At 42.3% G+C, this 22,248-nt stretch carries 22 protein-coding genes; 7 read left to right on the top strand and 15 right to left on the bottom strand.

What is annotated here, in order from left to right; translation table 11 throughout:
• Nucleotides 1–13: 13 nt before the first annotated feature.
• From ACWB1W_RS06625 to ACWB1W_RS06615, 3 genes are read right to left on the bottom strand one after another with little or no spacing between them, the layout of a single operon-like run.
• Nucleotides 14–340 (bottom strand): DUF190 domain-containing protein, encoded by a 327-nt coding sequence (locus ACWB1W_RS06625; RefSeq protein WP_479370592.1) that lies wholly within the window; start codon nucleotides 338–340, stop codon nucleotides 14–16.
• Nucleotides 327–3,350: a DUF2309 domain-containing protein gene (locus tag ACWB1W_RS06620; protein WP_479370591.1), complete on the bottom strand. Its 3,024-nt coding sequence runs from the start codon at nucleotides 3,348–3,350 to the stop codon at nucleotides 327–329. The genes ACWB1W_RS06625 and ACWB1W_RS06620 overlap by 14 nt, the downstream gene beginning before the upstream one ends.
• 3 nt (nucleotides 3,351–3,353) lie before the next feature.
• A complete protein-coding gene (locus tag ACWB1W_RS06615; RefSeq protein WP_479370590.1) occupies nucleotides 3,354–5,726 on the bottom strand; it encodes a proton-conducting transporter transmembrane domain-containing protein in 2,373 nt (790 codons plus the stop codon).
• A 102-nt stretch (nucleotides 5,727–5,828) separates the two neighbouring features.
• Between ACWB1W_RS06615 and ACWB1W_RS06610 the strand changes: the two genes are divergently transcribed.
• Both ACWB1W_RS06610 and ACWB1W_RS06605 read left to right on the top strand, forming a co-directional pair.
• Nucleotides 5,829–6,377 (top strand): SPOR domain-containing protein, encoded by a 549-nt coding sequence (locus ACWB1W_RS06610; protein ID WP_479370589.1) that lies wholly within the window; start codon nucleotides 5,829–5,831, stop codon nucleotides 6,375–6,377.
• A gap of 6 nt (nucleotides 6,378–6,383) precedes the next feature.
• Nucleotides 6,384–7,439 (top strand): SPOR domain-containing protein, encoded by a 1,056-nt coding sequence (locus tag ACWB1W_RS06605; RefSeq protein WP_479370588.1) that lies wholly within the window; start codon nucleotides 6,384–6,386, stop codon nucleotides 7,437–7,439.
• Here ACWB1W_RS06605 and folD read toward each other — a convergent pair.
• The gene (gene folD, locus ACWB1W_RS06600) at nucleotides 7,412–8,287 is read right to left on the bottom strand and encodes a bifunctional methylenetetrahydrofolate dehydrogenase/methenyltetrahydrofolate cyclohydrolase FolD (protein ID WP_479370587.1); all 876 of its coding nucleotides are present in this window, start codon (nucleotides 8,285–8,287) and stop codon (nucleotides 7,412–7,414) included. The genes ACWB1W_RS06605 and folD overlap by 28 nt on opposite strands.
• Complete coding sequence (locus ACWB1W_RS06595) at nucleotides 8,271–9,239, bottom strand: glycosyltransferase family 2 protein (RefSeq protein ID WP_479370586.1); 969 nt, start codon at nucleotides 9,237–9,239, stop codon at nucleotides 8,271–8,273. Before ACWB1W_RS06595 ends, folD begins: the two co-directional genes overlap by 17 nt.
• 27 nt (nucleotides 9,240–9,266) lie before the next feature.
• Between ACWB1W_RS06595 and ACWB1W_RS06590 the strand changes: the two genes are divergently transcribed.
• Entirely contained in the window at nucleotides 9,267–9,674 is a 408-nt protein-coding gene (locus ACWB1W_RS06590; RefSeq protein ID WP_479370585.1) for a PIN domain-containing protein, read from the top strand.
• Here the strand turns inward: ACWB1W_RS06590 and hisB are convergent.
• The 7 genes from hisB to ACWB1W_RS06555 all read right to left on the bottom strand — a co-directional run bounded on the left by hisB (nucleotide 9,667) and on the right by ACWB1W_RS06555 (nucleotide 15,016).
• Nucleotides 9,667–10,245, bottom strand: a complete 579-nt coding sequence (gene hisB / locus ACWB1W_RS06585) for an imidazoleglycerol-phosphate dehydratase HisB (RefSeq protein WP_479370584.1) — start codon at nucleotides 10,243–10,245, stop codon at nucleotides 9,667–9,669. The genes ACWB1W_RS06590 and hisB overlap by 8 nt on opposite strands.
• Nucleotides 10,242–11,534 (bottom strand): PDC sensor domain-containing protein, encoded by a 1,293-nt coding sequence (locus tag ACWB1W_RS06580; protein WP_479370583.1) that lies wholly within the window; start codon nucleotides 11,532–11,534, stop codon nucleotides 10,242–10,244. The genes hisB and ACWB1W_RS06580 overlap by 4 nt, the downstream gene beginning before the upstream one ends.
• Nucleotides 11,518–11,841: a YraN family protein gene (locus ACWB1W_RS06575; RefSeq protein WP_479370582.1), complete on the bottom strand. Its 324-nt coding sequence runs from the start codon at nucleotides 11,839–11,841 to the stop codon at nucleotides 11,518–11,520. The genes ACWB1W_RS06580 and ACWB1W_RS06575 overlap by 17 nt, the downstream gene beginning before the upstream one ends.
• A 30-nt stretch (nucleotides 11,842–11,871) precedes the next feature.
• Nucleotides 11,872–12,594 carry a c-type cytochrome gene (locus ACWB1W_RS06570; protein WP_479370581.1) on the bottom strand — a complete coding sequence of 241 codons (723 nt, stop codon included), beginning with the start codon at nucleotides 12,592–12,594 and terminating at the stop codon, nucleotides 11,872–11,874.
• The gene (locus ACWB1W_RS06565; RefSeq protein ID WP_479370580.1) at nucleotides 12,594–13,823 is read right to left on the bottom strand and encodes a cytochrome b; all 1,230 of its coding nucleotides are present in this window, start codon (nucleotides 13,821–13,823) and stop codon (nucleotides 12,594–12,596) included. The genes ACWB1W_RS06570 and ACWB1W_RS06565 overlap by 1 nt, the downstream gene beginning before the upstream one ends.
• A 12-nt stretch (nucleotides 13,824–13,835) precedes the next feature.
• Nucleotides 13,836–14,384, bottom strand: coding sequence for a ubiquinol-cytochrome c reductase iron-sulfur subunit (gene petA / locus ACWB1W_RS06560; protein WP_479370579.1), 549 nt, complete (start codon nucleotides 14,382–14,384; stop codon nucleotides 13,836–13,838).
• A gap of 98 nt (nucleotides 14,385–14,482) precedes the next feature.
• Nucleotides 14,483–15,016 carry an outer membrane beta-barrel protein gene (locus ACWB1W_RS06555; protein ID WP_479370578.1) on the bottom strand — a complete coding sequence of 178 codons (534 nt, stop codon included), beginning with the start codon at nucleotides 15,014–15,016 and terminating at the stop codon, nucleotides 14,483–14,485.
• Nucleotides 15,017–15,114: 98 nt separating this feature from the next.
• Here ACWB1W_RS06555 and ACWB1W_RS06550 point away from each other — a divergent pair, with 98 nt between their 5' ends.
• Nucleotides 15,115–16,629, top strand: a complete 1,515-nt coding sequence (locus ACWB1W_RS06550) for a multicopper oxidase family protein (RefSeq protein ID WP_479370577.1) — start codon at nucleotides 15,115–15,117, stop codon at nucleotides 16,627–16,629.
• 10 nt (nucleotides 16,630–16,639) lie between these two features.
• Entirely contained in the window at nucleotides 16,640–17,407 is a 768-nt protein-coding gene (gene thiD / locus ACWB1W_RS06545) for a bifunctional hydroxymethylpyrimidine kinase/phosphomethylpyrimidine kinase (RefSeq protein ID WP_479370576.1), read from the top strand.
• Here thiD and ychF read toward each other — a convergent pair.
• The 3 genes from ychF to ACWB1W_RS06530 form a co-directional block, all read right to left on the bottom strand.
• Complete coding sequence (ychF, locus tag ACWB1W_RS06540; protein WP_479370575.1) at nucleotides 17,404–18,516, bottom strand: redox-regulated ATPase YchF; 1,113 nt, start codon at nucleotides 18,514–18,516, stop codon at nucleotides 17,404–17,406. The two genes, thiD and ychF, sit on opposite strands and share 4 nt — an antisense overlap.
• 209 nt (nucleotides 18,517–18,725) lie before the next feature.
• Nucleotides 18,726–20,306 (bottom strand): citramalate synthase, encoded by a 1,581-nt coding sequence (cimA, locus tag ACWB1W_RS06535; RefSeq protein WP_479370574.1) that lies wholly within the window; start codon nucleotides 20,304–20,306, stop codon nucleotides 18,726–18,728.
• A gap of 20 nt (nucleotides 20,307–20,326) precedes the next feature.
• Nucleotides 20,327–21,286 carry a sensor histidine kinase gene (locus ACWB1W_RS06530; protein ID WP_479370573.1) on the bottom strand — a complete coding sequence of 320 codons (960 nt, stop codon included), beginning with the start codon at nucleotides 21,284–21,286 and terminating at the stop codon, nucleotides 20,327–20,329.
• A 127-nt stretch (nucleotides 21,287–21,413) separates the two neighbouring features.
• Here ACWB1W_RS06530 and ACWB1W_RS06525 point away from each other — a divergent pair, with 127 nt between their 5' ends.
• A complete protein-coding gene (locus ACWB1W_RS06525) occupies nucleotides 21,414–21,593 on the top strand; it encodes a hypothetical protein (protein ID WP_479370572.1) in 180 nt (59 codons plus the stop codon).
• Nucleotides 21,571–22,248 (top strand): response regulator transcription factor, encoded by a 678-nt coding sequence (locus ACWB1W_RS06520; RefSeq protein WP_479370571.1) that lies wholly within the window; start codon nucleotides 21,571–21,573, stop codon nucleotides 22,246–22,248. Before ACWB1W_RS06525 ends, ACWB1W_RS06520 begins: the two co-directional genes overlap by 23 nt.

Below are 22,248 nucleotides of genomic sequence, written 5' to 3'. Positions count from 1 at the left end.
AGATTTTACCACCTTACTTCTTAAACTTCTCAAGCCTGCTCACTTTTACGTCCGAAACGAAAACAACACCCGAATGCTTGTTAAAGAATGGTGTGAGGCCTTCAAGAACTGCCTCAACCTGTTCCTCGGGCATTACAGATATAACCATAACCAGAACGTCCTCTTCGTTGAAGAGTAGGTGCCCCTCGTGAAAGCCGTGGCTTCCCTTTCCCGAAAGGTTATGAATTATCGTATAACCTTTAACATTCGCCTTCTCAAGAAGGTCTATCACAAAGTTAAGATCTTCACCTCTTACTATCACTTCAAGCTTCTTCATATCGTAAAGGTTAAGCTTCTTCATCTTTTACCTCCTTCCAATCCTTTTCATACCTGTAAAACTTACCCTTCTCAGGGTCGTATATGATGAAGTTTATCCAACCGTTCTTAATAAGTTCCCTAACGGCGTAAACCCTGTTTATAACGCTTTTTGCAAACTCATAGGGAGCCTCAAGGAAAACTATGAGCCTTATGGGTATGTGGTGAGGTTCCTCACCCTTCATAACCGTTTGAGAGGGAAGACCCGTTCTCAGGTCACTGAAGTTTCCGCTAACAACTCCGAATCTACCGGCAACGTTGTGGTAAATCTTACTCCCGCTTCCGTAAACTTCGTTATCTGTTGTTGAGAAGTAGTGTTCCATGTTTATCCACTGTCCCACTATCATAGGGCCGGAGAGTATCGTCTCAAGGAGGAAACCCTTCTTGTCTATCCTGTAATCGTAAGAGTGTAGAAAAACTTTTCCCTCAAGGTTTAAGTGTTTTGTGAGGTATCTTCCCCCTATTACGAAGGCGTAATTCCCCGAGAGTCCCCACTCGGGTCTCACCTGAGACCAGTCGTAGGCGTTTTCAGCAACCTTGTAAGCCTTCCTAACCTCCTCTTCTCTGTTCTCCTCAAAGAGCTCGTCGTATCTCTCAAGGGCTGTAAGAACGGTAGCCCTATGTAGATCCTTCTCTATCTCTACCAGCTTTTCTCTGACTTCTACGGGGAGTTTATCCGTCTCGTAGAGAACTACCTCGTCCGTAGTAGTGTTGTGAAGTCCGGGAATAAAGTGTGTATCTTCGGGGATATCCACGCCGAAGTGTTCCCTCATCAACTTCCTTACCTCGGGATTATTTGCCATTTTGCAGAACACTATCGCGTTGTAAAGCCCCGACGCACCGCCGCACGCACCGCAGTCAAGGGCGGACTCGTAGGGGTTGTTATCCGACTTGCTTCCGTGTCCTATAACGAGAACAAAAGGTGCAAACTCTTTAAGACCTATAACCTGCAAGGCCTTTGATATAAGGGCTGCTTGCTCCTCTACGGAGAAACCGAGCATACTAAGCCTTTCGTAGAGTATATTCCTGTATCCTCTGTCGACCTTATAAACCTTCTTCAACTTTTCAAGGAGTTCCTTTATCCTTTCTTCGTCAAAACCCAGTTTTTCAAGTTCCCTTCTCTCTTCTCCCTCTTCCATACATAGCTTGTACACCTCTTCAAGGAGCCCGTCCCATATGAGGCTTTCTTTTACACCAAACTCGTGCTTTAAAACCTTCTTTATCGTTATCTTGTAAACCTCTTTAACTATGCGCTCTATCTCTTCCCTGGGAAGTTTGTTTATTATGTAGTCAACCTCCTCATGGGTCTCAAGAAACCTTTCTCTGAGTTTTGAGTAGGGGTAAGGCATGAAGGTTTTACCTATAAAGTCAAATCCGAAAAGGAAACCTATTGCCTCAACGGTTATATAAGGTGTTAGTACGTTTTGCTTAAGGTCGTGGAGAATTTCCTCAACCGCGTGGATAAAGCTTTCGGAAACCTCTTCCACTTTTCTGGGAACCTCAAGGACTACGTTCTTGGGTTTTATCAGAACGGGACAGAGGAACTCCTCGTGTCCCTTATGAAGCTCAACAAAAGCCATAGGAACTCCGAAAAAACCTGCTATACCGTAAGTCTCATAGTTTCCAACTTTTTCAAGGTTTCTTCTGTATCTTTCAGAACGAACGTCTATACAAAAGAGTGCCTGAGCCTTTGGCTTATCGTTCTCCTTCCTTGCCTTTTTCACACCATTGATAAGCCTGTTTATGGCTGTATCCTCAAGGGCTTTGAGCCATATGAAACCTTCGTCCTCCTTAAACTCCTCGTAGAAGTCAACAACCTTAAGAAGTTCTTCCTTTGAAAACTCTTTTACCTTCTCCCCGAGCCACTCTTCCAGAAAGATGGCGAAGTTTTGAGCAAGAGCTAGAGACTTGTAGTTAAGGTAAGCTTTCAGGATTTTCTCAGGATCCTCAAAATACTCTGGTAGTAAAGAAACATACTCTCCCAAGGCGTTCTTTGAGTGATACTCATACATTAGGTAAGCTTTATAGGGCTCCTTTTCAAAGAACTCCTTAATACCTTCGTATGTAAGTCTCTGAGAGTATTTCTTTGACCTATGTGATAGAAGTCCTCTCTCAAGTAAGAGCCTCACCGCGACGAACTCAACCACGTCAGTCGGGTAAACCCTCTGGAAGTAATAATGTTTATTGTGATACCTCCACCTTATGTATCCCACAAACCCCTTAAGCTTTGCCATCTCAAGGGTTAGCAAGCCTTCCCACTTCTCTTCGGGAATACCTAAATACTTAAGGGTATCGTCTATAGCCTCTTCCGGCTCCTCAAACCTCTCAACAAGTTCAAATAGTTCCCTTCCTCCTTTCACGAGGTATCTCAGGTTCCTACGGGAAAGCTGTCTCCAAGCTTTGAAAAATCCCTCTTTTCTGTTGGGCATTTCTACGACTGACTGTCCCTCGTCAAGAAAGTCAAGAACAGCTTTTATAAGAAGTTCGTTCACTTCCTCGTTCAAGTTTTCTCCGAACAGTGTGCCAACAAGGTCAATAAGCGTGTTCGTCTCACCCACACTCTCAAGTAGCTTATTTAAAACCTCTTCCGGGTTTTCCTCAAATCTTTCCTTTATCTTCCATACAACGTGTGAGTCCGCTTTTTTGGAAAGGTAAGCGTTTTTATAGGGTCTTAAGTTAGGGGAGCTTATCAGTCTAAGAACCTCCTCCGTGCTTAAGGGGACATCTCTTGACCTAAGGTATTCTTCAACTTTCTTTCTAAGAACGTTTCTGCCTATATAGTCCTTATTCATTAACCTTACGTAGTCCTTCCTACTAAGGAATGGCTTTCCCTTAAATATCTTTTCTCCGAGTTTTACCGCTTCTTCAAAGGGCATGTGTTCAAGCTCGTGTAAGGGGTTGTGGTGGACAAAGTTTCTCATAGGCCAAAAGAAGGATATAGGTTCCGCAGCGATGTTTACAAGAGACCTTATGTATAGCTTTCTTCCGAGTTCCATGCCTTAACCTCCGTAAGAGAGGATAAGTCCCAAAATAAAGGCAAAGCTCCAGAATAAAACACCCGCTCTGAAAACCTTCTCGTTGACGTCAACGTATAAATAGTCTGAGGGCTTGAAGAATACGTTTTTCCCAAGATGCCACAGAAGGGAAACACTGAGAATTACCCACGATAGCAAAAGGAAGAAAGAGGTTTCCGTATAAGAATATGTTCCCTCGTAAAGAGCACGGAAGGTAAGAAGGGAAGGCATTCCGTAGGAGTAAGTTATAAGAAGTATCGTCAGAACTGAAAGCCGCGGACTCTCCTTCAGGAGTCCTGTTATAAATCCAAACTCAGTCGTTCCGTAATGTTTCTTTAAGAAATCCCTAAGGAGACCAAAGAGAATGGGAGAAAGCATTAAGGCGGGAACATATGTGTAATTCCCCTCAAGTATCCAGACAAGGGAAAGTAAAACTCCGTAAAGTTCCGCAGTCAGGTCGGTTAAGTTTCTGGATGTAAGAAGCCTAAGGCTGAAAAAGGTGAAAGTTATTAGTCCTATGAGCTTCACCTCAGAGGAAACCGTGTATGTATCGATTACAAGAATACCGAGGAGGGGAAGTAGGGTATACCAGAAGTAGTCCTTACCTTTCAGGAACTGAACGGTTATGTATCCAACGGGAAGGAGTGGTATTAGAAAACCCGACAGAATTGTGAGAAGTGTCTCTCTCGTACTCATTTCCGAGGCTATGTAAAGAAGAGTAAAGAGTGAAAGGAGAATAATTACGTAATTGCTTCTTAGCATACGGGAAAGCTTTATGAAGAACTCCTTAATAAACTCGTATAGGTCTATAAAGTATATCTCCCTTGATAGCTGAGTGTATAAGAAAAGGTTAAGAGTTAAGAACTTTTCCTTGTTTGCGAAGTATATGAATACCCAACCCGCAACGATTATGAGAGCTATAAGAACCATCTCCCCAAAAAGGAGAACGGGACTTGAGAAGGACTTTTCGTAAATTCTTTCCACAAGTGTCTGATTGGGATACAGGAAGTTGTTAAGGCTGTGTCCCATGACAACGTATAGGAGAAGGAATATGAGAAGTGAAAGAAGAGAGAGGAGGAAACTAAAGATCGGTCTTTCTCTCCATGCTCTGAAGGTGCTTACAACGGCCTGAGCGGCGGTAGCCCATGCGAATATGAGAATAATTAACTGGGTCTCATACTTCAGGAAGTGCCTTTCAACAATCAGGTGAACTAGGACAACTATGAAAAGAGGAATCACCGCTGTGAAGAATATATACGCTATTAGAGGAACTCTCTTTGCCACTTCTCTTCCCTTTGTAATGAATGAATAAACCTCATCCTCAGGTATGTTTGGGTCTTTCCTTGCGTTGTGTATTACGTTCCCTGAGTAAAGGAATAAGGTAGCCTTGAATATACCATGGGCCATCATATGGTAAACCGCAAGTGCAAAAGCTCCTATGCCGAACTCCATAACCATATACCCCATCTGTCCTACCGTTGAGTATCCGAGAGCTTTCTTAACATCGTTCTGGAGGAGCATAAGAGCTGAACCCAGTATGGCGGTAAGAGAACCCACAAAAAAGGCCAGGTGAAGGGCTATATTCTCATGAGTAAATGTAAATGCGAGTCTGTTTACGAGAAAGGCACCTGCGTTTACTATACCCGCGTGCATGAGAGCTGATACAGGTGTAGGTCCTTCCATGCTGTACACAAGCCACAGGTGGAAGGGGATTTGTGCGGACTTAATCATAGCGGATATAACCACGAGAAGGGGAACTACCCAGAGGGTAAAGCTGTAGTCTTGGTTTGATAGAATTACCTTCTCAAGCTCGGGGATGCTTAACGTGCCGTACTCTTTAAAGAGTAAAATGATAGCTATAAGTAACGGAATGTCCGCAAGCCTATGGGTTATAAAAGAAAGGTTTGCGAACCTTACTGCCTGTGGGTTTGTGTAGTTGTGATTAAGCATAAAGGTAAGTAGAACACCCATTACGTGCCACGAGAGGAAAAGAAGAAGAAGGTTTCCCGCGGTAACGAGAAGTATAAGGTTTGCGGTCATGAGGTCAAGGAGAGTATAAAAGCGTCTGTATCCCTCGTCGTCCCTCATGTAGTTTTCCGCATACTTATGAACAACTGAACTAACCAGGAGTATGTAGGTAGACAGAAGAAGACCGAGCCTGTCAGGAAGAAACTCAAGAATTCCCAAAAGCTTAAAACTCCCGAAGGAACCCGTTATAAGAAGCAGGGAGGATATAAAGAAGTTGGTAAGCGTGAGGGAAATACTAAGTCTTACTGCTGCTGTTTCGTTTTTTTGTGTATATACCAGAAATGCAGAAAGTAGCTGTATGAGAATTAAAAGAATAACTCCATACTCCATTAGCCTACCTCCGAGATTGGGAAAGAGATTATAACAATATTTGAAAAGGAAAAACTATGAAGTCGGAACGAAACTGATAAAATCATTACAAGGGAGGTAGTTATGGAAGGAAAGGAAGACAAAAGTAAGTTAATTCCCCAAAGGAAACAGAGACTTATATTTCTCGGAGCGGTACTCATAGGTCTCATTCTGTTTTACTTCGGTATAGATACGTGGTTAAAGCAGCAGAGTGCCCAAAATCCACCATCCGTAGTTATAAAACCCGTGGCACCCATTAAGCCAGCTCAAGGGGAAAAGACCGAGGCCCAAAAGATGGAACAACCCAAGAAATCCGAAGAGCCGAAAAAAGCTTTACAAACTCAGAAAGTTCAAGAAAAAGCCAAGGAGGAAGAAAAGCTCAAGACCATTGCTAAGCGTGTTGAACCTAAGAAAAAGGTTATTAAAAACTACAAGTTTCAAGTGGGTTCATTCAAGTATAAGAAAAACGCCTACAGAATGAAGGAAATTGCGGAGAGAAAGGGATTTAAAGCTGAAGTTGTAAAACGAGGAATCTACTACAGAGTTTATGTATACGTAGAAGCACAAAACCTAAGAGAGGCTAAGAGAAAAGTTTTATCTCACTTTGAAGAAGCTCTATATGTTAGAAAATAAGATGCTATGAAGAAATTTTTCCCTATTATTTTTCTTGTTTTTATAGTAGCTTGCTCAAAGCCACAAGACAGAAACTTCTGGAAGGTTCATTACGACCTCGGGCTTGCCGCTTATCATGAAGCCAACTATTCCGAGGCTATAGCACGTTTTAAAAAAGCTTTAAGACTCAATCCCGATGAGCCCCGTATATGGAACCAGCTTGGGCTCGCATATATGGCGGTAGGGGAATACAAAAAGGCGGAGGAAAGTTTTTTCAACGCTCTTAAGCTGAATCCTCACTTTACGGAAGCCAGGATGAATTTAGGAATCCTTTATGCTAAAGTCAAGAAGTATAAGCCTGCTACAGAGTTCTTAGAAGAGGCTGCAAAAGACGACTACTTCGGAAGAAGGCACGAGGCCTATTACCATCTTGCCCTCATTTATAAAGAACTTAATATGAAGGATCTATACGTAAAGTATCTCAAGAAAGCTGTAGCTTACAATCCCAACTTTTTCCCTGCTCAGTTCGAACTTGCAAAAGCTTACGAGGACCAGGGGAAGTATAAGGATGCTCTTGAGATATACAAATCCCTCCTCACAAACGGATACAGGGATAACTACATTCTGTATAAGATTGCGGAATTAAACTACAAGCTCGGAAATTACAAGAAAGCAAAGGCGGTTGTGAGAAGGTTGTTAGAATCCGAAAGACTGACCGAAGAACAAAGAGAAAAGGTAAGAAAACTCCTAACGAAAATCCTGAAGGAGGAACATAAGAAGATCCTCTCTGAGAAACTGAAACGTTTGAAAAGGGAAAAGAAGCTAAAGGTAGAAAGTAAGAAGGAAACACTAAAAAAGGAAAACTATTACGCGGTTCAGGTAGGCGCTTTTTCAACAAAGGAAAGGGCGGAAAGTCTCGTAAATGCACTCAAAAGTAAAGGACTGAAAGACCTAAAGGTTATCAACGTGAACGGAATATATAAAGTTATTTACGGAAAGTTTAAAAACTCCGAGAAAGCTCTAAAGGCGAGAGAAGAACTAAAAAAACTCGGAATTTACGGGTTCGTGGTGGAAATCAAGTGAGAGAACTTCTTTTTGTAAGCCTTTAAAGTGTTCAAAAGGAGCGCAGTTACGGTCATAGGTCCTACTCCGCCGGGGACAGGTGTTATCGCGGAAGCTTTCTCCTTTACATTTTCAAAGTCTACGTCTCCTACAATCTTCCCGTTCAACCTACTTATTCCGACATCAACAACAACCGCCCCCTCTTTTACCATATCCGCTTTTATGAGGTGAGGAACTCCTGTAGCGGATATGAGAATATCAGCTTCCTTTGTGAACTTCGTTATATCCTTCGTATGGATGTGACAAACACTCACGGTAGCATCTCTCCAAAGGAGGAGTAAACTCAGAGGTCTCCCCACTATAAAGCCTGCTCCCACTATTGTTATGTCCTTTCCCTTCAGCTCTATTCCGTAATGTTTAAGGAGTATATCTATACCCAGGGGTGTGCAGGGTATGAAGCCGTCTTCTATTTGGGCTACAAGCTTTCCCATATTTTCCGGATGAAAACCATCAACATCTTTTTCGGGAGAGATTGAGAGAATTACTTTCGTCTGGTCTATATGCCTTGGCAAGGGAAGCTGAACGAGTATGCCGTCAACCTCTTCGTCTTGATTTAGCTCGTATATAAGACCGAGAAGTTTCTCCTCCGAAACATCTTCGGGTAAGTGGTAAAAGAGGGACTTTATTCCAACCCTCTCACAAGCTTTCCTCTTGTTGCTTACGTATATCTCACTTGCGGGGTCATTCCCGACGAGTATAACCGCGAGGGAAGGGTTCCTGAAACCTTTACTCCTAAAGCTCTCAACTTCCTTCTTTATCTCCTCTCTTATCTTCTTAGAAAGACTCTTTCCGTCAAGAATTACCGTCATCTTCCTTTACCTCACCGAAGTTTATCCTTTTTTCAATTATGTAGGGCTTTTCTCCCCTACTTTCGTAATAGGTCCTCACTATAAGTTCCGCAATTATCCCGGTAGAAATCAGCTGAATACCCGAAAGTATAAGAAGAACACTTAGAATAAGTAGAGGCCTTCCCCCTATATCCTGTCCGAAGAAGAGCTTTAGAACCGTTAGATAGAGTCCAAAAATAAATCCGAGGGAGAAGAGTATAAATCCGACACCACCAAAAACGTAAAGGGGTCTCGTTATATACTCGTTCAGAAACTTAACGAGGAATATATCAAGGATAACCCTTATAGTTCTGTCTATTCCGTATTTAGACTTTCCGTAGAGTCTGGGGTGGTGCTTTACGGGTATTTCGGTTATCCTCGCTCCGAAGCGTTTAGCAAGCGCAGGGAGAAACCTGTGCATATCTCCGTAAAGCCTGTATCTCTTGGCTATATCCTTTTTATAAGCCTTTAGGGTACACCCATAATCGTGAAGCTCTACACCCGTTACCTTTGAAATTATCCAGTTAGCTATCATAGATGGAAGTTTCCTTGAAAGGAAAGGGTCCTTTCTGTCTTTTCTCCAACCGCTTACTATGTCGTATCCCTCTTTCATCTTCTCAAGGAGCTTAGGGATATCCTCGGGGTCGTTCTGAAGGTCGGCATCCATCGTTATAATAACGTTCCCTTGCGCATGTTCAAAACCCGCATATATGGCTGCAGTCTGTCCGAAGTTCCTCCTGAACCTTATAACCTTTACCTTTTTGTCCTTTTTGGCTATATCCTCAAGTATATGGGGAGTTTTGTCCGTTGAACCGTCGTCAACGAAAATTATCTCGTAGGCCTCTCCGAGGTTGTCAAGAACCTTTTTAAGTTTTTCGTAAAGTATGGGTATGTTTTCCTCCTCGTTGTATGCGGGAATAACGACCGAAATCATGAGAAAAATATTTTAACATTAAATTTAATGAAGCTTATGGACACGGTTATACTCCTTGACTTTCTTTCGGGAGAAGAAGATAAGGTGCAGAGAATTGAAGCCTTCCTTGAGGAGATTTCGGAGAAGGGGGAAAAACTCTTTATACCCGAGGAGGTTATAATAGAGCTTGTTTACTTCCTTGAATACGGCTACAGATGGGAAAGGGAGGACATAGTAAACGTGGTTAGAACAATACTTGAGGACGATAGCTATAACGTTGAGATAAAGCCTTTCGTAAAAGAAGCTCTTAAGCTTTACGAAGAGAGAAAGGGGACATTTCTTGACTGTCTAAAAACAGTGAAGGCAAAGAAGATGGGAGTGAAGGAAGTTATCACCTTTAACAGAAGGTTTAAAAAGCTTGGTATGAAAATACTAAACCCTTACGAGCTCAGATAACACCCTTTGTTGACGGAATATCCTCCCCCTCAAGATTTACAGCTTCCTTCAGTGTTATCGCAAAGGATTTAAAACACGCCTCCGCAACGTGGTGGAGAATCTTTCCGTCAATAACCTTTATGTGGAGGGTGCTCCTGCTCTCAAGGGCAAACCCCTTAAAAAACTCCCATATCAGTTCAAAATCAAACTCCGTTATCTTTCCCCTCAGGCCTTTGTCTTCGTAAAAAAATAACGGTCTTCCCGAGATATCTATTGAAGAAAGAACGAGTGCTTCATCCATGGGGATGATTGAATAGCCGTATCGCCTTATTCCTTTCTTGTCCCCCAGAGCTTTCAGAAATGCCTGACCGAGAACTATACCGCAATCTTCAACGGTATGGTGGTGGGACACGTGAACGTCTCCTTCCGCTTCAACCTCAAGGTCAAACCTTCCATGCCTTGCAAAGGACTCAAGCATATGGGTTAAAAATCCTACAGGTGTCCTTACGTTGTAATTACCTTTACCGTCAAGGTTTATGTAAATTCTTATTCTCGTTTCCTTTGTTTCCCTGAGGACTTCCGCTTCCCTCATCTCACGCCTACCTTTTCCAAGTTAGCACTTTCTTTTATGAGTTTATGAATTTCCTTAAAGTTTATATCACCCGCAAGGACGTAAACCTTTCCGTTATGTTCAAACCTCTTTGATACAGTTATACAAAAGTCGTCCGTAGCCTTTGAGAGGTATATGTCCGATATATACTCTCCCTTTTCCAGTGCTTCTTTGAAGTATGCCCTCGTGCTTCTGTCCGCTCCCTTCTTTCCCTGCGCTACAAAGTAGTTAACCTTAGGGTTCACTATGTTGTTTGAAACCTGAAGACCGCTTGAACTTATGAGGTAAAAGAGCTCAAAGTAGGGGTATTTCTTAAACATATCGTAGAGAACGAATTCCCATACGTCTTTTGGTGAGGAAACAAGCTCATCAATTATCTTCCTGAAGTCTTCAAGAATCTTCTCTTTTATATCCTTCAGGAGTTTCTTCTTTCTCGGGTCGTAGAGTATAAGCTTTGGCTGAACACCCTGAATCATAAAGATATACCCCGATATCTTTTTAACTCTTTCCCTTGATTCCTTTAGCTTCTTAAAGAAGGTATCCTGGTCTTTTACGTATTTCAAGCTTATAGAAAGACCGTAGAGAGATACTTCGGGGTAATCTCCGAATAGAACCGAGTATTCTTTGAAAAACTCCTCGTAAAGGGCTTTTATCTTTTCTTTTTCCGGGGGCTCATCCGTGAGAACCCAGACCTCACTTGTTTCGGAAATCTCCTCTATCTCACCTGTAAAGGTTTCCTGTATGTCCTCTTTAAGAATTTTTATTAATCCCGTACACTTCTCACTTCCGAATCGTTCTCTAAATCCCTTCAGATTCTTAATTCCAAAAACGTAAAGGTATTGCTCCTTTCCGAAAGACTCCCTTACATGTTGTATTAAAGGGATTACGTATTCCTTATACTTCGTTATGTAATGAAGCAATACGTCATAGGTAAGGACACCTATATAGTTCCCTTTTCTGTCCACTACTATCATGGGTTCTTTTATTATGGGTAACAGCTCTACTATACCTATTAATCCTTCTCTCTCAAGATTGAAGTCCTTAATCTTTATAACGACCTTACTGAGTTCTCCCGCAGAGAGGTTCTTCTGGGTTATGTTTTCAACGTCTTTTCTGAAAACTATGCCTATGGGTTTTCCTTCCTTAAGGACGGTGAGGTATTCGTAAATCTTGAGCTCGGAAAACACCTGCTTTAGCTCTTTCATGGAAAGGTCGTAAGAAACGGTCGGTATGCTTATACAAATCTCCCCGAGTTCAAAACTTTTCTTCATAATCCCACTCCAAATTTTTATAATGGTAAACTTTGCCTTTATAGACAACTACAAGTTCCAGGGAAAAGTTCTCGTCACTGTAGTAAAAGAAGTAGGTTTTTAAAAGTCTTTTTACCTTTTCCCTTGTGAGTCTTTCCGCCGGGAAGTGAGAGTTTCCCCCTTTGACTTCAATTATCACCTTCTTTCCTTCCCTCTGGGCAAGAATGTCTATCTCCCCGTAGGGACTTTTAAGATTTCTCTTGAGGATTTTATATCCTATCTCGGATAAATACTTAACCGCAAGATCTTCAAAGACCTTCCCTTTCATAAAGAAAGGTTAAAAGAGGAAGAGGAAAGATTAATGGTATCCAAGTCTCTTAAGAAGGTTATCCCTGTATTTCCAAAGGAGCGCTCCCATAACTATAAAGTAAGCTATAACGAGTATTCCCATAATTGTTCTCTTTGCTTGCTCTTTTGGGGGCGGTGTGTTTACGGACTTTAGGTAAGCTATTATCTTTGCAACCTTTTCCTTTGCCTGCTTGTCGTATTGAGGGTTAAAGAGCTGAGGCATTGCGGTTCCGGGAAGAACTTTTTGGGGGTTCAAGATAAACTGGTAAAGGTATCCTTCCCCTCTTGTCAAGTAAATCGTTGAGAGGTCAGGAGGTACTTGTCCAAGTGAAGCCTTTAGGTTTTGAAGGTCATCGTGAGCGAATGCTTCGTAAACGTCCTTTGGAACGAAGAACCTATCTTTATAAAGTTTTCCATGTCTGTATACAGGTCTTCCTATAGCTCTTTCGATTTTCTTCCACTTAGGGTTCATCTGGACACTCATTATGTATATACCATCGTATCTAAGAGAGTGACAGGAAGAACAGTTGGTTATGAAAAGCTCTCTTCCCTCCTCAGCTATCGTCTTCCCGTGTATGGTTTTCTTCCAAGGGTTGTCAATTATCTTCTGTACTTCCTTGTCAACCTCGTAGTGTTCAACATGCTTGAAAGGGTTATAGAACCAAAGGAGGAAGAAGAAAACAAGAACGGAACCGCCTATGATGACGTTCTTTATAATTCCCCATGTGCTCATTACTGCTCACCTCCCTTAGCTTTATACCAACCGTATTCTATGAACGATATTACGGGCAGGGATAGGAAGAATCCGAATACGAGTGTAGCGAAGAATAGACCGAGTTTTGCGTTTGTCGGTGTAGGTGGCATTATTCCGAGTATGGTAAGTGCCATAGCGGAGAACATGAATATCAAGAAGGCTATGAAGAATAGAGGTCTTCTTCTGGCGCTCTTTAGAGGAGACCAGTCAAGGAAGGGAAGTAAAAGCAGGAGTAAAAGCAGTAGGTTAAAGGCAACAAATCCCCAGAACTTTGAAGGTATAGACCTGAAGACCTCGTAATATCCGAGAAGATACCACTCAGGGGCTATGTGCGGAGGAGTTCTTAGCGGATTTGCAGGTTCAAAGTTGTCCGCGGGAAGGAAGTGGCTTATGTGGAAGAATACGAAGAAGAAGAAAACTGCAAGATACCACATTACGTAAGCACCTTCCTTAAGCGTAACGTAGGGATGGAAGGGAACAAACTTATCGGGGTTTTTCTTCTTGTCATACTCAATTCCCTCCGGATTGGATATTCCGGCCGCCCTCACGAGGTATAGGTGTGTTCCTATAAGCGCAAGGAGTATTAACGGGTATATGAGAACGTGAGACCCGAAAACTCTTCCGAGCGTAACGTCCGTAACTACGTATCCCCCTCTCATCCAGAGAACTATCGTTTCAGCTATGGCTTTGAAAAGTCCCTTCAGTATGGGAGCGTCTCCGAGAGAACCGGGTATTTCAGTCGTAACGATGAATCCCCAGTAAGAGAGCTGTCCCCAAGGAAGAAGGTATCCCGAAAGTGCGGTAAGTATTAAAACAAAATAGATGAGCCATCCGACTATCCAGACAAGCTCACGAGGTTTCTTATAAGCGTTGTAATAAATTCCCGTGAACATGTGAAGGTAGACGATTGCCATGAAGAAGTTAGCTCCGGTGGCATGTATGTGTCTGAATAGCCATCCGAAGGGTATTTCTCCCATTAGCGTGTAATTTGCACTGTCAAAGGCATCCGCTATGGATGGCTTGTAGTAAAGGAGGAGAACCATTCCCGAGATTATCTGTATTGCAAAAGTGACAAGTGCGAGTATACCGAAAACGTAAGGGAAGGTAAGGTTTTTGGGAACTTTGTACTCAACCATCTGGGTTCTGTAAATCTCCCTGACATGTGCCCTTTCATCAATCCAGTCAATTATTTTTTCTATCAAGCCCATTTCCCACCTCCTCTAGATGAGTTCTTTTACGAATCCTTCAACACCGACGGTTAACTTATTTCCTTCAAGTTTCTGAGGAGGTATAAATAGAGGTCTGGGTGGTGGTCCTGTTATAACGTCACCGTAAGGTGTGTAAAATCCTCCGTGACAGGGGCAGTGAAAGACCGGTTTTCCTTTCGAAGCTTGTTCACCTTGGGGTTTCCAGAGGGGAATACATCCCAGGTGTGTGCAGACTCCAACGAGTGCAAATACATCGTGCCCTTTAAGGATTTCGTAATTCCTCTTTCCTTTGCTGTTAAGAGCTCCTTTCTTGAGGGTGTATCCTTCGGGAGAAAAGTCCTTAGGAAGTCTTATTACGAAAAGTGTCTTCCCTTTCCAGGAAGTTACCCTCACCTGGAGGGGTTGAATCTTGGATACGTCTACTTCCGTTTTTGCACCGAGTGATGCAATTTCGGAAGGCTCAAGCATCACACGAACAAGAGCGTAAATAGCACCCAAACCTCCTACAGCACCTAAAGCCCCTATACCTATACTTATGAAATCCCTTCTTGAGGCTTCCATTTTCTTACCTCCCACTCTTTAATAGCCACAAGGATTTATTTTACTACTTTATTATTTTCAAGGATAAAAAAATTCTTATATAAGGAAATAAGGAAATCTTAGAATGAGAAGAATACACCCACATTTACGTGGTGAAGGAGTGTGTTGTCGTAATCCCCTGTTATGAAATTCTTAAGTTTATATTCAAGTATTAAACCCGTTGTTTCGCTAAGTCTGTATTTCCCTCCCACAATAAACTGGATACCGAAGGCCGTTGACTCGTTACTTGAGCTCCCTACTTTTTCTTTGAACCTGTTTAGTGAAGGACCGAAACCCGCATAAAGACTTAACTTTTCCGAAAACTGTATCTGGGCGAAGGGGTTCAGTTCAATACCCGTATAACTCCAGGCGAGATTGTCGTCAAAGTCATTTGAAGTGGTAAGTTCAAGAGATAAACCCGCGATAAATCCCTGCGGAGCCTCAGAAGAAAGAGCCCCGTAAACCGAAAAAGTTTCTATAGAGTTTATATCCTTATCCCCTCCGTATACGCTATCGTAGGAACCAAAAAGGTATCCGAGCTTTATACCGAACTCCCTATCAAACCCGAAAGAAAAGGCCAGTAGCGATACAAAAGAGAGTAATACTTTCCTCATAATTTGGTAATTTTAACATTTTTTAACTTACCCTTTACTTACGTTCTGCTAACGCTTAACTTACCGGGGTAAACGAAAAATACAAAAAGGAGGTGGACATGAACAGAAGGGAACTTTTAAAAAAGGCTGTGTATATACCCTTTGCTATTTCAGGTGTTAGTTTGCTGAGTGCGTGCGGAGGTGGATCTTCCTCTTCTCAAACCTCACCCGCCCAAACTTCTAAAAATCCTTTGAGACTACCCGAAGAAAACGGTCTTTTAGGATACTTAAAACCTCAAGGAAGGATAACAATAGAGGCATCACCTTCAAGCCTGGAAATATTGAGGGGAAAGGAAACGGAGCTTTTAACCTACAAGGTAGGTAGTTATGAAAACCCGATTATAGTTCTAAAAAGGGGAGAAACCTTCAGCGTAGACTTTGTAAATAAAACGGGGGAAGAAAGCATTATCCACTGGCACGGGTTCAGAGCTGACTGGAAGGCGGATGGGCATCCTGCTTATCAAGTCGGTGACGGTGAAAGATATAACTATCCCGATATACAAATTATTGACAGGTCGGGCACCTACTTTTACCATCCGCACCCCCACGGGAGAACGGGATACCAGGTTTACAAAGGGCTTGCAGGGATGATAATTATTGAAGACGAAGATGAGGATAACCTTAGGAACAACTTGGACATTGTTCCGGGTATAACCGATATACCGCTGATAATTCAGGATAAGAACTTTGATGAAAATGGTCAGCTTGTTTACAACCCTATGGGTATGAAGGGAAATATGGGTTTCTGGGGGGATACTATACTGGTTAATCTAACTCCGAATCCCTACCTTGAGGTTGAGAGAAGGATTTACAGGTTCAGGATACTTAACGGCTCAAATGCAAGACCTTACAGGCTCGTTTTACAAAAGGGTTCTCAGAATATACGCTTCTGGGTGATAGGTGTTGAGGGAGGTCTCTTGAGTTTTCCTCGTGAGGTTTACGAAATCTACGTAGCTCCCGGTGAGAGGATAGACATACTTGTAGACTTTAGAGACGTAAACGTGGGAGACGTTGTTAGAATGAGAAGCCTTCCCCATAATCTGGTTGGAATGGGAAATATGATGGAGCATGAAAGAATAAACTCCGAGTTTGATATACTTGAGTTCAGAGTAGTGCAAGACTCCTCTTACGATAAGCAAATACCTCAAGAGCTTTCCGTTGTGGATTCTATAGATACATCAAACGCAAGATACGTTGACGTTAACCTAAATATGTCTATGGGGCGCTTTAATATAAACGGCTACACGTGGGATGGTAGTAATCCCCTAAGGGAATACGAAGGTTTTGTTTTCAATAACGGGGAGGTCGTCGTTTTCAGGTTTACCAACAACACGGGTATGTATCATCCGATGCATATACACGGATTTCAGTTCCAGGTGCTAAACCGTTCCTCCGGAAGTTTGAGAGCTACGGATATGGGATGGAAAGATACGGTTATCGTTGCACCGCATGAGACGGTAGAAATTGCGGTTAATATGTCCCACAATTTCGGAAGAAAGCAGTATTACCTTTTCCACTGTCATATACTTGAGCACCACGATGCGGGAATGATGATAAACTACACAGTTTCCTAACATATTCTTTATGAATACCGCTCTAACGATTGCGGGATACGATAACAGCGGCGGGGCGGGAGTAATTGCAGACCTGAGAACCTTTCAACACTTCGGTATTTACGGGGTTTCGGTTATAACCGCTCTCGCCGTTCAGAATACTTTTAAGGTCTACGAGGTTTTTCCCGTCCCGGTAAATACTTTTAGAGAGGAACTAAGGGCTGTTTTTGAGGACTTTGAGATAAAGGGAGTAAAAATAGGTATGCTTGCGAATGAGAATATAGTTTCTGAAACCTACAACTTCTTAAGAGAAAGGGATATACCTATAGTTCTTGACCCAGTTTTTGGTTCAACGAGCGGAACGCCCCTTTTAACCGAGGAAGGTGTGAAGCTTCTAAAGGATAAGCTTCTTAAGATTGTTTATCTTGTAACACCTAACGTTCCCGAGGCGGAAAGGCTGTGCGGGGAAAAGATAGAAGGTCCTGAGGATGTTTACAGATGTGCGAAGAGTATAAAACTTATGGGAGCAAAGAACGTTCTTATAAAGGGCGGACACCTTCAGGGAGAATACGCTGTTGATATACTTTACGACGGAAGGGAGTTACACAGGTTTGTTTCAATTAGAATAAAAGGCAAAAACCCGAGGGGAACAGGGTGTGTGTTTTCTTCCGCTATTTTATCTAACCTTATAAGAGGTAAAGGGCTTATGGAAGCTGTAAAAATTTCAAAGGACTTTATAACCGAGGCTATAAAAGAAAGTGTAAGGCTTGGAAAGGGAGGGGAAATTATGGTCTTTTAGACATTGAACCTAAAGTAAACTACGTCCCCGTCCCGAATTTCGTAATCCTTCCCTTCAAGCCTTATTAAACCTTTTTCCTTTGCTTTGTTCCAAGAACCTGCCTTTATTAGGTCTTCGTAACCTATCACCTCCGCGGCTATGAACCCTCTTTCCATATCCGAGTGAATTTTTCCCGCAGCCTGGGGTGCCTTCGTTCCTCTCTTAACGGTCCAGGCGCGAGCTTCTTTCTTACCGGCTGTGAAGAAGGTTATAAGGTCAAGGAGTCTATATCCTGTTCTTATTACCTTGTTCAGGCCGGGCTCTTTTAAACCGTATGCCTCAAGTAGCTCCCTTTGTTCCTCCTCGGGAAGTCCTGCAAGCTGGGACTCAAGCTCCGCATTTATTACTACAACCGGAGCATTTTCCCCTTTTGCCATTTCCTTTATACGTTCAACGTGGGGATTTCCCTCACCTTCGGGCAGGTCTTTTTCAGATATATTCGCTATATACATAACGGGTTTCACCGTCAGCAAAAAGAGGGTGTTCTTTGCGTAGTTTATAACCTCCTCGGGAAGCTCTCCCACATGCTTCCTTATAGGTTCAAGATTTTCAAGAATTTCCTTAAGCTTTTCAAGAATTTCAAGCTCTTGCAGTGCTTTTTTGTCTCCGCCTTTTGCAACTTTTTGAACCTTCTCAAGTCTTTTGTTTACACTTTCTAGATCCTTTGCTATTAGCTCAATCTCAACTATCTCTTTGTCCCTTACGGGGTCAACGGAACCCTCAACGTGGGTTATGTTTTCGTCCTCAAAGGCTCTCAAAACCATAGCTATAGCGTCAACCTCCCTGATATGGGCGAGAAACTGGTTTCCGAGACCTTCTCCTTTTGAAGCCCCTTTAACCAGCCCTGCTATATCCACAAACTCTATGAACGTGGGTGTTATCTTCTCCGACTCTTCAATCTCCGCAAGCCTGTAAAGTCTTTCGTCCGGAACCTCTACCTTTCCTACGTTAGGCTCAATTGTGCAAAAAGGATAGTTAGCCGCTTGGGCTTTCATTGTTTTTGTTAATGCGTTAAACAGGGTTGATTTACCTACGTTCGGAAGTCCTACTATTCCCAGTCTGAATCCCATAAGAAGAATAATATAAGCCTAAAGGAAACTATGTTGTTTGAGGCTTTTTCAAGAACATGTATAACTGCGTGTACCGATATTCGTTTATCAACTTGTTCAAGTCTTTCATTCATATCTTACTGATCTTTCCCTGTCTTCCGGCGAAAAACCGACATTTTCAAAGGTAAGGTGAGCTACGAAAAGGAAAAGGAGTAAAGTTATAAGCGCTCTCATTCCTCTTCCTCGTCCTTCATGAGCTTGTAAATTATGCTGTCCCTGAGGGCTATCCAGGAGGCTTCAATCACGTTCTCCGAAACCCCAACCGTTCCCCACTTTCTTCTCCCGTCGGTGCTTTCTATGAGAACCCTAACCTTTGCGGAAGTTCCCGCACTCTCGTTTATTATCCTTACCTTGTAGTCTATAAGCTGGAGCTCCTTCAGGTTGGGATAAAATTCTTCAAGGGCTTTTCTGAGAGCTCTATCAAGGGCGCTTATTGGACCGTTTCCGAGAGAAGCGGTGTGCTCTTCTACACCTTCAACGGAAAGCCTTACGGTTGCCTCCGAAGTAGGAAGGTTATCCCCTTTCCTCTTTGCTATTAAAACCCTGTAGGCATCAAAATCAAAGTAGTCCTTAACAAGTCCGAAATGTCTTTTTATGAGAAGTTCTAAGGAAGCTTCCGCTGCTTCAAAGTGATAGCCTTCCTTCTCAAGCTCTTTAATCTTATCTACGAGCTTTTTCACTTCGGGAGACTTGGGGTCAACTTCTATGCCGAACTCCCTCAGTTTGTAAACGAGATTACTCCTTCCCGCGAGGTCTGATACGGTAATCTTCCTTTTATTTCCCACAAGCTCGGGATTTATATGCTCGTAGGTAGTCGTATTTTTAAGAACCGCTGAGGCGTGAACACCCCCCTTATGGGCAAAGGCACTCTCACCGACATACGGCATGTTTCTCGGGAGTGGCATGTTTGAAAGCTCCGCTACGAAGTTCGCAAGCTCTGTTAGCTTCTTTAGGTTTTCTTGTGGTATTACATCAAACTTTAACTTTAGTTGTAGATTAGGGATTATTGAACAGAGGTTTGCGTTTCCCGTTCTCTCACCTATACCGTTTATCGTTCCGTGAACTTGACGGGCTCCCGCAAGAACCGCCATCAAGGAGTTAGCGACCGCGGTTTCCGAATCGTTGTGAGCGTGGATACCTATATTTATATCTTTAAACCTCTCCTTTACTTTTTTCGTTATCTCGTAAATCTCGTGTGGAAGTGTTCCCCCGTTGGTATCGCATAAAACTATCCAGTCTGCACCCCCTTTTACCGCAGCTTCAAGAACTTGTAAGGCATACTCGGGGTTAGCTTTGTATCCGTCAAAAAAGTGTTCCGCATCAAATATAACCTCGTTTGTGTGCTTCTTTAGGTATTCAACGGTCTCGTAAATCATATTAAGGTTTTCTTCAAGAGTTGTTTTGAGTGCTTCGGTTACGTGGAGGTCCCAACTCTTTCCGAATATCGTAATAACGGGTGTTTCAGCCTTTATAAGAGCTTCAACCTGAGGGTCTTCGTTTACTTTCTTGTTTGGTCTTCTCGTTGAACCGAAAGCTGTTAACTTTGCATTTCTAAAACTTATTTTCTTAGCCTTCTGAAAGAAAAGATTATCTTTAGGATTTGCGTAAGGCCATCCGCCTTCTATATAGTGTATGCCGAAATCGTCAAGCTTTTCAGCTATTCTCAGCTTATCTTCTAAGGAAAAATTAACACCCTCCATCTGTGAGCCGTCTCTTAGCGTCGTATCGTATACGTATACCTTTTCCGCCATGATAGGAATAATAAGATAGGCTACTTTTTAGGATTTGTTAACGGAATGAGAACCTCAACGGTTGTCCCCTTACCCTTTTCGCTCTCAATCTTTATCTCCCCTCCGTGCAAGTTCGCAACTCTCTTAACTATTGTGAGGCCGAGTCCCAGCCCTTTACTCTCTTCACCCTTAACAAAAGGCTCAAAAATGATAGGGAGTTTCTTCTTTTCTATACCTTCTCCCGTATCGGATACCCTTATAACCACATTATCCTCTTCTCTTTCTGTTTCTATAACCAACTCTCCCCCTTCCCTATTGTACTTTACAGCGTTATCCACAAGGTTCCTGAGAAGAAGCCTCAAGTAATCCCTATTTCCCCTTACGTTTTCTTCCTTTATGTTCATTTTTACCCTAATGCTTTTCTCTTTTATTTTACTCTCGTAGTCCGAGAGTATTTCCTCAATGGTCTCTCTTAGGTTCACTTCCTCCTTTAGGTCTACATTACTCCTTTCAAGAAAGGTTATGAGGTAAACTGTCTCTATCAAGTTTTGGAGTTCTTTTAATCTATCAAGGGCTTTTTTTATTATCTCTCTTTTTTCCCCTTCTTCTTCCATACCGAGAAGTGTCTCCAGGGAGAGGGAAATGACCGATAGAGGAGTTTTTAGCTCGTGGCTGAGGTTTGCAAGAAACTCTTTTTTCAGACTGTCCATTAAACTCTCGTCCTTTTCCCTTACAAGAATACTGATACCTTTTTCTTCAACAAAGGTTTTGAGGTTGTAATTTTTCTCCCTGTAGGTAAACTCCTTTTCTAAATTTTCCTTCTTTGATAGGGTTTCCTGTATAGCACCGATTAGGTCTATACTTTTAAAGGCTTCGTAGTAATGTATACCCTCCCTGAAGCTTCCGAGCCTTTCCCTCAAAAAACGGTTCATGTATCTAACCTTTCCTTCCTCGTCAAGGAGAGCTATTCCCTCTTTCAGACTTTCCAGAACCTTCTTCATTAAAATATAAAGTTAACCTCTAAATTTTAGTTGTTGACTATAAAATTTTATTATACTAAATTTATTAACTAAGCTTAACGGAAACTTAACCTTTAAGCTTTAAAAACTTTATTAAGGAGGTGGAAAGATGAAGTTAAACGTTCTGTTTGTTAAGAACGAAAGGCAGAAGGAGAAAGCTTTAAAGAAGCTACTGAAAAAGAAAAAAGTTGTGGCGGTGGTAAACAGACCCGAGGACTTAAGAAAGGAGCTCGTAAAGAAGGCAGATGTGGTAATACTTGAAGAAAATGAGAAAGATAGCCTTAATTGAGGACGACAAGGATTTAGCTTTTCTCGTTCGTCTGAACCTCGAGAAAGAAGGCTTTAAGGTCTTCCACTTTGAACGGGCCACTCCCTTCTTTAACTTTATTCAGAACAACGAGGTTGACCTCGTTCTTATTGATATAATGCTTCCCGACTTTGATGGGTTTAGGATAGCAGACTTCCTGAAAAAGAGAGCGGACCTGAAAGATATTCCCGTTATATTCATAACCGCAAGGGGCGAAGAAGAGGATAAACTAAAAGGTTTTGAACTCGGAGCTGACGACTACATAACTAAACCCTTTTCCTTAAGGGAGCTTTTAGCCCGTGTGAAAGCGGTTTTAAAACGCTACGAAAAAGTGGAAGAGAGTAAAGTCCTTGAGATTGAAGGTATAAAGCTCTTGAAGGAAGAGGGAAAAGTCTTTGTGGACGAAGAAGAAGTATACCTTACTCCCGTTGAGTTTAAGATACTATCCCTACTTATGGAAAATTACGGCAGGGTTTTATCAAGGGAGAGGATTATTGAAAGTTTATGGGGATTTGATAAAGAAACGAGCGAGAGAGCTGTTGACGTTCATATAAAACATATAAGGGATAAGCTCGGAAAATACAGGAGTTTCATAAAAACAGTGAGAGGAGCAGGGTATAAGTTTGAGAGAGGTTAA

Source organism: Aquifex sp., from assembly GCF_056494385.1.
The sequence above is the reverse complement of the archived record's forward strand: the minus strand, read 5'-3'. Positions and strand labels throughout refer to the sequence as shown.